The following is a 14,142-nucleotide window of genomic DNA, read 5'->3' on the forward strand; positions in this document are numbered from 1 at the left end:
TGATAAAAAGCGCGATGACCCAGACACCCATCCATATCGTCGGCGGCGGGCTCGCCGGTTCTGAAGCTGCCTGGCAGGTTGCCGAGGCCGGCATTCCCGTGATCCTGCACGAGATGCGGGGCGTTCGCCCGACCGACGCGCACAAGACGGATTCGCTCGCCGAACTCGTCTGCTCCAACTCATTCCGCTCCGACGACGCGACGAGCAATGCCGTCGGCGTTCTCCACGCCGAAATGCGGCTCGGCGGTTCGCTCATCATGCGCTGCGCGGACCGCCATCAAGTGCCGGCGGGTGGTGCGCTCGCGGTGGACCGCGACGGTTTCGCCGAAGCTGTTACCGCGGAAATCGCCCGCCATCCGCTCATCGAGGTTCGCCGTGAGGAGGTGGAAGGCCTGCCGCCCACCGAGTGGGGTTCGACCATCGTCGCAACCGGGCCGCTCACGGCTCCCGCTCTCGCCGACGCGATCCGGGCGGAGACGGGCGCCGACGCCCTCGCCTTCTTCGACGCCATCGCCCCGATCGTCCATTTCGAGACGATCGACCTCGACAAGGCTTGGTTCCAGTCGCGCTACGATAAGGTCGGGCCCGGCGGCACCGGCAAGGACTATGTGAATTGCCCGCTCGACCGCGAGCAATACGAGGCTTTCGTCGCGGCACTCGTCGCGGGCGACAAGACCGAGTTCCACGAGTGGGAGGGCACGCCCTATTTCGACGGCTGCCTGCCGATCGAGGTCATGGCCGAGCGTGGTCCCGAGACGCTTCGTCACGGCCCGATGAAGCCGATGGGCCTGACCAACGCCCACCAGCCGGACATCAAGGCCTACGCGGTCGTCCAGCTGCGCCAGGACAATGCGCTGGGCACGCTCTACAACATGGTCGGCTTCCAGACGAAGCTGAAATATGCCGAGCAGGTGCGGATCTTCCGCACGATCCCGGGGCTCGAAAACGCCGAGTTCGCGCGGCTGGGCGGCCTCCATCGCAACACCTATCTGAACTCGCCGACGCTGCTCGATGCCTCGTTGCGCCTTCGCTCGCGCCCGCAGCTGCGCTTCGCCGGCCAGATCACCGGCTGCGAGGGCTATGTCGAATCGGCGTCGATCGGACTGCTGGCTGGGCGGTTCGCTGCGGCCGAAGCGCTGGGCGAAGCCTTGGCTCCGCCGCCGCTCACGACCGCCATGGGCTCGCTTCTCGGCCACATCACCGGCGGACACCTCGTGACCGACGAAGAGCCTGGCAAGCGGTCGTTCCAGCCGATGAACGTCAATTTCGGGCTCTTCCCACCGATCGAGACGCCGCGCGAAGAGGGCAAGCGGCTTCGCGGCAAGGAAAAGACCAACGCCAAAAAGCAGGCGATGGCGCGCCGGGCTTTGGCAGACTTCAGCGATTGGCTGGCGGGCGATCGTCCGGCTGCGATGGCGGCGGAGTAGCGTCGGACCACTCGGCGGACCGCAGGAGCAGCGTCAAGGTCGCGGCCTGCGCCAAGCGCGATACGCCGTCTACGACAAGATGCTCGATGATGACGCGAACGTGGCGTCCGTTGTGGGAGACCAAATCGCTCAGTCCGGCTGGGCGGTCCACGCTTGCGGGGTTCGGCTCCGCGAGCAGTTCGGCGACCACGGCAGCAAGGTCGAGCCCGTCCAAGGTCCCGTTCCACGTCATGGCGAGGCGGTTCGCTTCGAGGCGAAGACCGAGCGTCGATGAATCTGGAGGTCCGCCCTCTTCCACTTGGCGACTGATGAACCCGCGATCGTAGCTGGCGAGGTCCAACGGCTGCGGCAGCACCCGCCGGAGCACGGTGTCGGTGAGATCAGGCGCGGAACCACGATCGAGGCCAAGCACGGTCCTGACGCTCGCTACGCTCACGGGCGACGCAGACCACTCCGGTGCGTCAGCCACCCCTGGCGCCAGCAACGGACGGATGCGCGACAGTTCCGCGACGCTTTCGAGCGCGAACAGCCGTGACTCCAGCCGGCGCCGGTCTGCTTCCGGCAGTGAAGAGATACCATCCGGCAGCTTGCCGAGACGGCCCGAGAACTCCGAACGGATCAGGTCCGTCTGGCTTCGCCCGACACTTTCGGCGACACCCCAGGGGCCGAACGTCGAGAGCGCCAGCAACAGCACCGGGACACAGCCGAGAAACCGGATATCTCCGCGCCATTGCGGGACGAGTTGCGCGGCCATCCCCAGCATCACCGCCAAGCCCCAGAGGCCGAGGTAGTAGCGCTCGACTGTCAGCCCCTCGGCCGAAATCCGCAGCCACAGTGCGTAGGCGAGAAGCGCCACCGGTGCGAACAGGATCGGCACCCACAGCCGGGCGAACAGGCGAAGCGGCGCCGTCTCGCCGCGAAACGGATCGACGGCTATCCGCAGGCAGAGGACCAGAAGCGCATAGGTCGCAACGATCCATCCGATCTCACCTCGTGGAAGATCGCCACTGAGCACGATCCGGCCGATATAGATGTGAAGAACGAGGGCCGTCGCCAGCACGAGCGGCGCCATCACCCATTCGAACAGCGGGCGAACCGCTCGCACGAGGCGATCGTCCCCGTCGAAGCCGATCGGCGCGTGATCCGCCGGCGGGATGCGGCCCAAGGCGAAGAGCGGACCCACCAGCGTCAGGGCGATCGTCAGCAGATAGGCGTCGAGATCGGCCAGGAGATCGGCGCGGAAGAGGTATCGGATCATCTCCAGAAGTGTCACGACGCCGAACAGGAAGACGAGCACGGACAAGAAGGCGAGCGCAACTCCGACCGCCGTCCAGAGCGTGAAGCTCCAGAAGTCGCGTCCCGACCCACGTCCGGCAAATGGCGCGAGCGGCACGGCGAACAGCGATGCGATGATGAGCGCCGGCGCGTAGACCGGGAGCGGCTGAGACCACCAGATCGCACCCCCGATCAGGGCGGCCGATCCGGCACTGGCCGCCAACGACAACCCGCGCCCGGCACCATATGATTCGAAACAAAGCGCGACGGCCACGGAGATCGCGGCGCCAGCCGAAAGCGAGGCGACGAGCCGTAGGATCTCGTCATAACCGTCGAGTCGCCCGGCCTGCTCGGCGAGCGAGATCCCGCAGAGACCGAGGACAAGCAGCACCGTGACAGGGAAACGCAGGGCCGCAAGAGAGGCGCCCGCTCCGAGGGAGCGAAGGTACCGTGTCAGGCGTACGGTGGGCGTCATGCGAACTCCCGGCTTCCGAGCGTCACCGTCGCATCAGGCGCCAATACGTCCAAAGGCGCTTGAACGGCGACGAAGCAGACGTTTCGCTGCCGGTCTCCAGCGCTGTCAGATAGCGCCGCGACAGGAAGGCGGGAAGACACGCGGGCCGCAGCGATGGCGCAACCTTCGGCCAAGCGGCCTCCGCCTTCGCCATGTGATCCGCCGCGAACGCGATCATCGCCGCCCGCGCAGGTTCGGCCACCTCCCCCCCCCGCAACCAATCGCCCGCCTCGACGCCCGTCGCTTCGAGAAGGTCGGCTGGCAGGAAGATCTGGTTGCGGGCGCGGTGCAGGGAGGCAGATCGCAGGACGCCCGTCGCGACCTGCGCGACGCCTGCGTGGCCCGCCGCGTCCGAGGCGCTCGCGGCGGCAGACCGGTCGAGTACCATGCAGGCGAGCATGATCAGCGCCGACGCCGTCTCCCCGGCATAGGCCTCGAACTCGGTGCGGCTCGGCATCGGATCGTCGTAGAGATCGAAGATGCGCGCTTCGAGCCAGCGATCAAACGCGGCGATTGGCAGTTCGAACCGGCGCACCGTGTCGAGAAGAGCCGCAGCCACCGGGGAACCGCCACCGTCGCCGGCACCCTCCGCGGCCTCCAGCAGATCACGCCACCATTGCAGGCGGATCTCGCCGGGCAGCGGCTGGCTGACGAGATCGCGAATGCGCCCCGTCTCGATGTTGAAGGCATAGAGCGCGAACAGAGCATCCTGCCGGTCGACGGGGGCGAAGCCGACCGACACCGCACGGTCGGGATCGCCCTCGCGAACGATCCGCTCGCATTCCGCATAGGCGGCGCGCAGCGCCGTCTCCCCAGTCGTCATATCGGCTCAGTCGACCGCGACGAGGGCTGCCGCCACCGGTCGACCTTCGGAGAGCATGATGTTGTAGGTGCGCACGGCAGCGCCGGTCGACATCGGGTCGCACGAAATGCCGGCCTTCTTGAGCCGGTCCGCCAACGCAGGCGGGATCCTGCGAATGTCGGCACCCGTGCCGAACAGGAGGAAGCGGATGCCCTCGGCCTCGTCCAGGACCTTCAACAGGCGCTCGCCCGAGAACGGCGCCTCGACCGTGCCGGTCCAGCCGTAGATACCGGACGGCAGGCAGAGGATCGACCCCCGATGCGACATGTCGGCAAAGCGAAACCCGCCGTTGCCGTAGGCATCGACCGGAGCGCGGCGTGGATAATGCGCCTCGCGGATCGCGCCTTCAGCCAGGTCGTCCGCCATGCTCAGACCTGGCCGGAGGATGGCGTCGCACCGCCCGCCGAGGATCCCAGCGTCGGCAGCGTCACCTTGAGATCGTCTTTGTCGCCCCCCCGGATGCTGTCCGGCCGCAGCTTGAAGTAGATGAGCACCGGAGCCGCGATGAAGATCGACGAGTAGACGCCGACCAGGACGCCCGCGAGCATCGGTGCCACGAAGACGCGGATGACGTCGCCGCCGAACCCGTAGAGCGCCACGAGTGCCAACACCAGGGTCACGGCGGTCAGAAGCGTCCGCGACAGCGTCTCGTTCAAGGAGAGGTTGATGATCTCGCCGATCGGCATCTTCTTGTACTTGCGCAGGTTTTCTCGGATGCGGTCGAACACCACGACCGTATCGTTGAGCGAATAGCCGACGATGGTCAGGAGGGCCGCGATCGAGGACAGATTGAACTCGAGCTGCGACACGACGAGGAAGCCGATCGTCATCGCGACGTCGTGAGCCGTCGCCAGCAAGGCACCGACCGCGAACTGCCATTCGAATCGCAACCAGACATACACGGCGATCGCCAGCAGCGAGGCACCAACGCCGAAGACGGCCGCCCAGGCGAGTTCGCTTGAAACCGTGGGTCCCACGACCTCGACGCGCTGGAAGTCGTAATCCGCCTGCAGGTCGCCGCGAACCGCGTTGACGCTGGCCTGAGGCGTCTGCACGTCCTCCGGCTGCGAACCGAAGCGCACGAGAACGTCACGCGAGGAGCCGAATTCCTGCACCTGGATATCGCCGGCGACGATGCCGGACAGGTCTTCGCGGATCTTACCCACGTCGGCTGTTTCGGCCTTCGAGCGCAGCTCCATCACCGTTCCGCCGGTGAAATCGATGCCGAAGTTCAGTCCGCCGACGAAGAGGCTGGCGACCGAGGCCAAGGACAGCGCGATGGTGATCGTGAAGGCCCAGCGGCGAACCGCCATGAAGGGAATGCGTGTTCCGTGCGGGACGAAGGAGATCCAGCCTTTCGGCACTTCCTTCGGACGCTGCCGGCGCACCCAGAACGATACGAGCCAGCGCGTCAGCGTCAGCGCCGTGAAGATCGTCGTGAAGATGCCGAGCGCCAGGGTCACGGCGAATCCGCGCACCGGGCCGGAGCCGAGGAAGAACAGGATGACGGCCGCGATCAGCGTCGTCACGTTCGCATCCATGATCGTGCCGAGCGCCTTGTGGAAGCCGGCGTCGATCGACTGGACCACCGATCGCCCGTTCCGCCGCTCTTCGAGGATGCGCTCGTAGATCAGCACGTTCGAATCGACGGCCATGCCCATCGTGAGAACGATGCCGGCGATGCCGGGAAGCGTCAGGGTCGAACCCAGCACCGAAAGCAGGGCGACGAGAAGGATGACGTTGACGAGCAGGGCGACGTTGGCGATCAGTCCGAGGAAGCCATAGGCCACGAACATGAAGATGATGACGAAGATGCCGCCGAGAATGCCGGCGTTCTGGCCTGCGGCGACCGAATCGGCGCCGAGCCCCGGACCGACCGTCCGCTCCTCGATGATATCGAGCGTCGCCGGCAGGGCGCCGGCGCGCAGCAGCACGGATAGGTCATTGGCGGTCTGGACGGTGAAGTTGCCGGAGATCTGTGCCTGACCGCCGAGGATCGGCTCGCGGATGTTCGGCGCTGACAGCACCTTGTCATCGAGAACGATCGCGAACGGCCGCCCGACATTCTCCTGCGTCACCGCGCCGAAGCGCTGCGCGCCCCGCGAATCGAAGCGGATGTTGACGACAGGCTGATTGTCGCGTTGGTCGAAGCCAGCCTGCGCGTCCGTCAGGCTTTCGCCCGAGATCATCACCTGCCGCTGCACAAGGATCGGCGTCGGAGGGTTGTCCGTGGTTTCCAGCAGCTCGTCACCCGCCGGCAACGGCTGCGCGCCGGCCTTCACGGCTTCCGCCGAATTGTTGACGTCGACAAGACGGAAGGTCAGCCGCGCCGTCTGGTTCAGGAGATTCTTGAGGCGCGCGGGGTCTTGAAGACCCGGCACCTGCACCATGATGCGATCGAGACCCTGCCGCTGGATGACGGGCTCGGTCGTGCCGAGTTCGTCGACGCGGCGTCGCACGACCTCGATTGACTGCGAGACGGCCGTGGACAGGCGGTAGTTCACGCCGGCATCGGTCAGCGTCAGACGGAACGAGCCGGGCTGCGTCTCGGCCAAATTGCTTTCGACCACCGAGCCGCCAGCGAGAAGCCCGCTCGAGATCGGCGCCGTCAGTCCTTCGAGAGCCGTTCGGGCTGCGGCTGCCTGTGATGGGTCACGCAGGATGAACTGGATGCCGCCATCCACCTCCGCCAGATTGGCGAAGCCGACATTGGCGTTGCGAAGGCTGAGTTGAACGTCCTCGCGCAGACCCTGCAGACGGTCGTTGATCAGGGAGGCCCGGTCCACCTCGAGCAGAACGTAGGAGCCGCCCTGAAGGTCGAGGCCCAGCGTCATCGGACGATCGGGAAGGAAGCCCGGCAGCGAAGCGCGCTGGCTCTCCGTCAGAAAGTTCGGGAGCGCGAAGAGAACGCCGGCCAAGACCGCCAACCAGATGAGGGTGGTCTTCCAGCGTGAGAAATACAGCATGGCGTTTCCGAACGAGGGTCGGAGCCCCGCTCCCGGCTGGCGGGAAGGCGGCGCTCCGTGATGCCTTTCGGCAGATTTGGGCGGTCAGGCCCGGCCTAGAAGCGGCCGGCCCTGCTGAATGAGCCGCGGATCGCGGCTATTTCGTGTTGGCAGCCGTCGGCTCGCCCTTGACGCGGACTTCGGTGACCATCGCCTGCAACACGCGAACCTTCGTCTGCTCGGAGATCTGAACCTCGAGCTCACCATTCTCCATGACCTTCGTCACCTTGGCGATGATGCCACCGCCGGTAACGATCGTGTCGCCGCGCCGGATGTTGCGCAGCATCTCGTCACGCTTCTTGGCGGCCGAACGCTGCGGACGGATGATGAGGAAGTACATGATCGCGAAGACCGCGACGAACGGCAGGATGCTGATGAGGATGCTTTCCGGTCCCCCAGCGGCGGTGGCGGTCTGAGCAAAGGCCGGGGTGACGAACATCAAGATTTCCTCGCAGATGACAAAAGGCCGGAGGCGGCCTTCACAAGCTGCGCGCAATATACGAACGGTCGACCCGAATGCAACACGCAGCAGGTGCCGGCGGACAAAGCCGCGGCGGCACCGAGCGAGGCCCCTTCGTGAACCAGCCGACCGACCCCGATCTCATCGCGACTCTGCGTCGTATTGCCGACGCACTGGACCGACTGGCGCCGACCGCGGCGGGCGACCCCGACCTGTCGGTCGAGGACTGCTTCGTCTTCGCCCCGCCCGCCGGCCTGCAGCCGGTGCCGCGGGTCAACCGCGTGGCGGTCGGTCTTCTGCGCGGCATCGATCGCTCGCGCGACATCCTCCTCGACAATACCAGGCGCTTCGCGTCCGGTCTGCCTGCCAACAACGCGCTGCTCTGGGGCGCGCGGGGCATGGGCAAGTCGTCGCTCGTCAAGGCTGTTCACGCGACCGTCAATTCTGAGGGACCGGCCGCCAGGCCACCGCTCAAACTGATCGAAGTTCATCGCGAGGACATCGACGAGCTGCCGGGGCTGATGGCGATTCTGCGCAGGGCGCCCTTCCCCACCCTGCTTTTCTGCGACGACCTGTCGTTCGACCACGACGACACGTCCTACAAGTCGCTGAAGGCGGCGCTCGACGGAGGCGTGGAGGGCCGACCGGACAACGTGCTGTTCTACGCCACCTCCAACCGCCGCCATCTCCTGCCTCGGACGATGATGGAAAACGAGCAGTCCACCGCCATCAATCCAAGCGAGGCGGTGGAAGAAAAGGTGTCGCTGTCGGACCGCTTCGGCCTCTGGCTCGGCTTTCACAAATGCTCGCAGGACGACTACCTCGCGATGGTGGACGGCTATCTCGCCGCCGCCGGCATCACGGCCGAGGCCGATCTCGTCCGCCACGAAGCACTGGAATGGGCGACGACACGCGGCGCGCGCTCGGGGCGGGTCGCCTTCCAGTTCGTTCAGGACTTCGCCGGTCGGCATGGTCACCAACTGGCGATCTGAGGTCATGCGAAAAAGGGCCGGCATCCCGAGATGCCGGCCCTTCCAGAGTCGATTGTGTCGAGGCGACGAGCCTAGCGCAGGTACGTCATCGGATTGACGGGCGAAGAGTCCTTGCGGACCTCGAAGTGCAGCATCGGCGTGTCGGTATCGCCGGTCATACCGGCCTTGGCGATCTCCTGACCGCGCTTCACCGTAGCGCCGCGCTGGACCATGATGTCGTCGGCATGGCCGTAGACGGTCACCAGCCCGTTGTCGTGCTTGATGAGAACGGTCTTGCCGAACTCCTTGAGGCCCTCGCCGGCGTAGATGACGACGCCGTTCTCGGCGGCCTTCACCGGCGTTCCGCGCGGCACCGAGATGTTCAGGCCGTCGTTGCGGCGCGAGCCGACCTTGTCGCCGAAGTTCTTCACGACGCGGCCCTGCACCGGCCAGCGGAACTCGTCGATGCCGGTGGACTTCGGCGCGATGGAAGCCTGCTCCTGCTTCTCCTCCTCTGCGACCGTGGTCGCCGGGGCCGGCGCAGCGGCGGCGACAGCCGACGACGACGCGTCTGGAGCCTTCGGCGCTGCCTCGACGGGAGCGGGCGCGGCGGCAACGGCCGGCGTCGTATGAGCGGGCGCCGCAGCCGTGGCGGTGGGCTTGGCAGCCGTCACCGTCGCCAACACCGGAGCTGGCTTGGCAGCGGCGGCAGCCGCCGGCGCGGGCGGTGCCGAGCGAGGCGCCGGAATGGCCTTGGCCTGCGCCTGCAGCGTGGTCGGCGGCGCGCCGAGCGTAGCGACGCGGGTCGGCTCGCCAGAGCCGGTGCCGCCGCTGGGAACGACCAGCGTCTGTCCGATGCGAATGTTATCGTCCGACAGCCCGTTCGCACGGCGGAGTTCCGCAGCGCTGACGCCGTTGCGGCGAGCGAGGCCCAGAACCGAATCGCCGGAAGTCACGGTGATCGAGCGGCCGGCGGAGGTGCGGCTCGCGCTCTGCACCGGTGCGGCGCTTGCCATGCCGCGAGATGCGCCGGTCTGGCCGATCTCCGAACTGCCGATCGGAGCCCGCGATGCGGGGGCCTGCGACACCTGGCTGGACGGCTGCGAGTAACCGCCATCGCCATAGGAGGCCGCGGGCGGCGGCGGCAGGTTCGAACGCGTCACCGGCGGGGTCGCAGCCGCATAGGTCTGCGACGAACCGGTGGTGCCTGCGCCATAGGAGGCGTTCGGCTGCCCCGCGCCGTAGGTCGGCACTTGCGCGACCTGCGTCTGCTGCACCGAAGCCTTCGGAATGGCGCCCGTATAGAAGCCGTCCTGCAGGCGCGTCGCATCAGCACTGCAACCCGCCGTCAGGGCGGCAACCGACACGAGCGCCGCCGAGCGCACCAGCGGAAGCCGAAATCGATTCAACACGTCCACACGCATCGCAGTCCCCATGCATTCGCCCAACCTTGGACTGCATTAGAGCCTGTTAATGTTACCCGCCGGTTAAGCGGCTCCACAATTTGCCGCAATTCCTTTACAGGAATGTCGCCAGACCCGCTTCGAGCGGTTGCAGACGCACGGAGAAAAGCGCCTCCTCCTCGAACCGGCTTCCGAGCTTCTGATGCCGTACGACGCGCTGACGCTCGCCGGGAGCGCCGAGGGCGACGACGAGGATGCCTTGCGAGGCCATCTGGTCGACGAAGGCCTTCGGCAGGGTCTCGAACGAGCCGTGAACGACGATGCGGTCGAACGGCGCCAGATCGGGATAGCCCTTGCGGCCGTCGTCCTGCACGTAGGTGACGTTGTGCAGCCCGCAGGCCTTCAGCCGCTCCGTCGCCTTGGTCAGAAGCGTCCGGTAGCGATCGATCGTCGTTACCTGCAGCCCGAGCTTGGCCAGCAGCGCGGTCACGTAGCCGCTTCCGGTGCCGATCTCCAGAACCCGGTTCTCGGCCTGGATCTTCATCGCGGCGACCAGCCGAACGGCGGTGCGGGCGCTCGGCATCGTCTGCCCGCATTCGATCGGCGAGGCCTTGTCTGCGAAAGGGTCCGCCATGTCGGCCGGCACGAACAGCCGACGCGGCACGGCCTCGACCGCCGCCATGACACGGCCCGCCACGCCCTCGTCGGAGCGCAGCGTCATCAGAAACGACGCGAGATGCTCCCGGTCGGCCAGGGTTGCGGGCATGATCCCGATCCCGTCAGCGGAACCGCTCGCGCAGCGTCTCGCGCAGCGCGTGGTTGGTCAGATCGAGATGCAACGGCGTCACGGAGATCCGCCCCGCCTGAAGGGCGCCGATGTCAGAGTCTTCCATTTCGGGGCCGGCCTGCCGCCCGAACTTCAGCCAGAAGTAGGGGAAACCGCGTCCGTCGCGGCGCTCCTCGACATCCAGCGAGTAGTCGAGCTTGCCCTGGCGCGTCAGCGACGTGCCCAGAACGGCGTCCGGGTCGACCGCAGGAAAGTTGACGTTGAACAGCGTGCCTGCGGGCGTCTCGACATCCATCAACTTGCGGATGACCTCGGCGCCGTGGCGCTCCGCCGTTGCCCAGGTCGCGTCGCGATCACGGTCGGGGCGAAAGGCCTGACTGAGCGCGATCGAGCGGAAGCCGAGCATCGTGCCCTCGATGGCACCCGCCACCGTGCCGGAATAGGTCACGTCGTCGCTGATGTTCTGCCCGGCATTGACGCCGGAGAGCACGAGATCCGGTGCGTCCGGCATGACCCGGCGTGCCGCCATGATCATACAGTCCGTTGGCGTTCCCGACAGGGCGAAGCGCTTCTCACCGTCCTGCCGAAGACGCAGCGGCGAGGATAGCGTCAGCGAATGCGACAGCCCGCTCTGGTCAGTCTCGGGCGCGACGACCCAGACGTCGTCGGACAGCTGGCGCGCGATGCGCTCGAGCACCTTGAGACCCTCTGCGTGGATCCCGTCGTCATTGGTCAGGAGAATGCGCATGCGTCAGCCCTTCGCGATCCGGTCGGTGCCGCGCATATAGGGTCGCAGCGCCTCGGGGACGGTGATGCTGCCATCTTCGTTCTGATAATTTTCCATCACTGCGATCAGAGCGCGGCCGACAGCGGTGCCCGAGCCGTTCAACGTATGAACGAAGCGCGGCGCCTGCTTTTCGCCCGCGGGGCGAAAGCGCGCGTTCATCCGCCGTGCCTGGAAGTCGCCGCAGACAGAGCAGGACGAGATCTCGCGGAACATGTCCTGTCCCGGCAGCCAGACCTCGATGTCGTAGGTCTTCTGTGCCGAGAAACCCATATCACCGGTGCAGAGGACCATCGTGCGGAAATGCAGCCCGAGCTTCGACAGCACCGATTCGGCCGCTGCGGTCATCCGTTCGTGCTCGGCTTCGGAGGTCTCGGGCGTCGTGATCGACACGAGTTCGGTCTTGTAAAACTGGTGCTGGCGTAGCATCCCGCGCGTGTCGCGACCGGCGGACCCCGCCTCGGAGCGGAAGGACGGCGTCAGCGCCGTGAACCGCAGCGGCAGCTGGCTTTCGTCGATGATCTCCTCGCGCACCAGATTGGTCAGCGACACCTCGGCCGTGGGAATCAACCAGCGGCCTTCGGTGGTGTGGAACAGGTCATCGGCGAACTTCGGAAGCTGCCCGGTGCCGAACAGCGCCTCGTCGCGCACCAGCAGCGGCGGCGACACCTCCTCGTAGCCGAACTCCGTGGTGTGGACGTCGATCATGAACTGGCCAAGCGCGCGCTCCAGCCGGGCAAGCTCGCCGCGCAGGATGGTGAAGCGCGAGCCGGACATGCGAGCGGCCCGGTCGAAATCCATCATGCCGAGCGTCTCGCCGAGCTCGAAATGTTCGAGCGGCTTGAACGCGAAGCCGGGCTTCTCGCCGACCCGGCGCAGCTCGACATTGGCGGCCTCGTCCAGACCGATGGGGACGCCGTTGAGCGGAACATTCGGCATGGTGGCCAGATAATCCGCCAAGGCCGCATCGAGTTCGCGCTCGAGACGCTCGCCGTCCTGGATCCTGGCTTTGAGATCGGCGACGGTCTGCATGACCTCGTCGACCCTGGCGGCATCACCCGACGCCTTGGCCTTGCCGATCTGTTTGGAGGCTTCGTTGCGCTGGCCCTGCCAGTCCTGCAACATTTTCAGATGGGTCCGGCGCGCTTCGTCGAGCCGCACGGCCTCGGCCGCACTGAGTTTCGAACCACGCCCGTGCAGGACTTCGTCCAACTTCTCCGAGTTTTCCCGGATCCACTTGATGTCGAGCATGATTCTCCAGTCCGCGCGAGGCGGACCGGAGCCGACCGGATCAGTCCGCCCGCGCCTCGTCCTCGACAACGCGCTGAGCGCGCTTCTTCTCGATCAGACGGGCTACGATGATCGAAATCTCGTAGAGAATGATCGTCGGTATCGCAAGACCGATCTGCGACATCGGGTCGGGCGGAGTGAGGATGGCTGCCGCGATGAAGGCGATGACAATCGCGTACTTGCGCTTGTCCTTCAGCGTTTGCGACGTGATCATTCCGGCTCGCACCAGCAGCGAGCAGACCACCGGTAGCTGGAACACCAGACCGAACGCCACGATCAGCGTCATGATCAGCGACAGGTACTCGGACACGCGCGGCAGGAGCAGGATCGCCGCGTCGGTCCCCTCGCCCTGCTGCTGCATGGACAGGAAGAACCACATCACCATGGGCGTGAAGAAGAAGTAGACGAGCAGCGCACCGAGCAGAAACAGCAGCGGCGTCGCGACGAGGAACGGGATGAAGGCCGACCGCTCGTCCCGATAGAGGCCTGGCGCCACGAACTTGTAGACCTGGATCGCGATCACCGGAAAGGCGAGAAAGAAGCCCCCGAAGGCCGCGACCTTCACCTGCGTGAAGAAGAATTCCTGCGGCGCAGTGTAAATCAGCTCGACGCTCGACGGGTCGAGGCCGGCCCAGCCCGTCGCGATCTGGTAGGGCACCACGAGTAGGTTAAAGATCTGCTTGGCGAAGAAGAAGCAGAGCAGGAACATCGCCATGAAGCCGAGGATCGACCAGATCAGCCGGCGGCGCAGCTCGATGAGGTGCTCGATGAGGGGGGCGGACGAGGCTTCGATGTCGGCTTCGGACCGGCTCACGGTGCGACTCCCGCTGTATCGCGCGGCGGTGCGGAGACCGGCGTCGAACCATTGAGATGGGGCGCAGGGGACACCACGACGGGCTCCGATGCAGGCGACGGCTCCGCGGCTGCCGCCGACACGGCAGCGCCGGTGGGGTTCGACGACATGACCTGAGGCGCCGCAACCGGCGTCGCCGGTGCGTCGGCCGACGGGATCACCGGCGCCGGTGCTGCGGTAGCGGCCTTCAGCGACGATCGGATCTCGTCGCCCACGGCACGGACCGGATTCATCACCTTGCGAATATCGGTGCGTGGGTCGAGGTTCTTCACGTCGCGCGCGACGTCGCGAAGCTCGTCGAGTTCGGCCTCCTTCAAGGCCTCGTCGAACTGCTTGCGGAAGTCGCCCGCCATGCGCCGCATCTGGCCGCTGACGCGACCGAATGTACGAAGCATCTTGGGAAGGTCCTTCGGTCCGACCACGACGATCAGAACGACGGCAATGACGAGAAGCTCAAGACCACCGATGTCAAACATGGCTATGCCCGGTTACGCGGGGCGCCGCCTTGCAG

13 protein-coding genes are annotated in these 14,142 nt (G+C 66.3%); 2 read left to right on the plus strand and 11 right to left on the minus strand.

Annotated elements, in window-relative coordinates; translation table 11 throughout:
• Nucleotides 1–14 precede the first annotated feature (14 nt).
• The gene (trmFO, locus tag AUL33_RS01245) at nucleotides 15–1,427 is read left to right on the plus strand and encodes a methylenetetrahydrofolate--tRNA-(uracil(54)-C(5))-methyltransferase (FADH(2)-oxidizing) TrmFO (protein WP_062202844.1); all 1,413 of its coding nucleotides are present in this window, start codon (nucleotides 15–17) and stop codon (nucleotides 1,425–1,427) included.
• On the opposite strand, the gene AUL33_RS01250 is transcribed toward trmFO, so the two are convergent.
• The 5 genes from AUL33_RS01250 to yajC all read right to left on the minus strand — a co-directional run bounded on the left by AUL33_RS01250 (nucleotide 1,378) and on the right by yajC (nucleotide 7,522).
• Complete coding sequence (locus AUL33_RS01250) at nucleotides 1,378–3,177, minus strand: DUF4153 domain-containing protein (RefSeq protein ID WP_062202846.1); 1,800 nt, start codon at nucleotides 3,175–3,177, stop codon at nucleotides 1,378–1,380. The genes trmFO and AUL33_RS01250 overlap by 50 nt on opposite strands.
• Before the next feature lie 22 nt (nucleotides 3,178–3,199).
• Entirely contained in the window at nucleotides 3,200–4,039 is an 840-nt protein-coding gene (locus tag AUL33_RS01255; protein WP_062202848.1) for a phytoene/squalene synthase family protein, read from the minus strand.
• A gap of 6 nt (nucleotides 4,040–4,045) precedes the next feature.
• Nucleotides 4,046–4,432, minus strand: coding sequence for an Mth938-like domain-containing protein (locus AUL33_RS01260; RefSeq protein ID WP_062202927.1), 387 nt, complete (start codon nucleotides 4,430–4,432; stop codon nucleotides 4,046–4,048).
• A 14-nt stretch (nucleotides 4,433–4,446) separates the two neighbouring features.
• Entirely contained in the window at nucleotides 4,447–7,044 is a 2,598-nt protein-coding gene (secD, locus tag AUL33_RS01265; protein ID WP_082652233.1) for a protein translocase subunit SecD, read from the minus strand.
• Between the two features lie 136 nt (nucleotides 7,045–7,180).
• A complete protein-coding gene (yajC, locus tag AUL33_RS01270; protein ID WP_062202850.1) occupies nucleotides 7,181–7,522 on the minus strand; it encodes a preprotein translocase subunit YajC in 342 nt (113 codons plus the stop codon).
• 137 nt (nucleotides 7,523–7,659) lie between these two features.
• Here yajC and AUL33_RS01275 point away from each other — a divergent pair, with 137 nt between their 5' ends.
• A complete protein-coding gene (locus AUL33_RS01275; protein ID WP_062202929.1) occupies nucleotides 7,660–8,535 on the plus strand; it encodes an ATP-binding protein in 876 nt (291 codons plus the stop codon).
• A 71-nt stretch (nucleotides 8,536–8,606) separates the two neighbouring features.
• Here the strand turns inward: AUL33_RS01275 and AUL33_RS01280 are convergent, their stop codons facing one another.
• The 6 genes from AUL33_RS01280 to tatB form a co-directional block, all read right to left on the minus strand.
• Complete coding sequence (locus AUL33_RS01280; RefSeq protein WP_082652235.1) at nucleotides 8,607–9,938, minus strand: peptidoglycan DD-metalloendopeptidase family protein; 1,332 nt, start codon at nucleotides 9,936–9,938, stop codon at nucleotides 8,607–8,609.
• A gap of 94 nt (nucleotides 9,939–10,032) precedes the next feature.
• On the minus strand, nucleotides 10,033–10,683 hold the full coding sequence (locus tag AUL33_RS01285) for a protein-L-isoaspartate(D-aspartate) O-methyltransferase (RefSeq protein ID WP_062202854.1): 651 nt from the start codon (nucleotides 10,681–10,683) through the stop codon (nucleotides 10,033–10,035).
• Between the two features lie 13 nt (nucleotides 10,684–10,696).
• Nucleotides 10,697–11,452: a 5'/3'-nucleotidase SurE gene (gene surE, locus AUL33_RS01290; RefSeq protein ID WP_062202856.1), complete on the minus strand. Its 756-nt coding sequence runs from the start codon at nucleotides 11,450–11,452 to the stop codon at nucleotides 10,697–10,699.
• A gap of 3 nt (nucleotides 11,453–11,455) precedes the next feature.
• Nucleotides 11,456–12,739 carry a serine--tRNA ligase gene (gene serS / locus AUL33_RS01295; protein ID WP_062202857.1) on the minus strand — a complete coding sequence of 428 codons (1,284 nt, stop codon included), beginning with the start codon at nucleotides 12,737–12,739 and terminating at the stop codon, nucleotides 11,456–11,458.
• 40 nt (nucleotides 12,740–12,779) lie between these two features.
• A complete protein-coding gene (gene tatC, locus AUL33_RS01300; protein WP_062202859.1) occupies nucleotides 12,780–13,592 on the minus strand; it encodes a twin-arginine translocase subunit TatC in 813 nt (270 codons plus the stop codon).
• Nucleotides 13,589–14,107: a Sec-independent protein translocase protein TatB gene (gene tatB, locus AUL33_RS23010; protein WP_062202860.1), complete on the minus strand. Its 519-nt coding sequence runs from the start codon at nucleotides 14,105–14,107 to the stop codon at nucleotides 13,589–13,591. Before tatB ends, tatC begins: the two co-directional genes overlap by 4 nt.
• Nucleotides 14,108–14,142 lie beyond the last annotated feature (35 nt).

The sequence above is a fragment of the Aureimonas sp. AU12 genome, from assembly GCF_001463705.1.
In the GTDB taxonomy this organism is placed as follows: domain Bacteria; phylum Pseudomonadota; class Alphaproteobacteria; order Rhizobiales; family Rhizobiaceae; genus Aureimonas.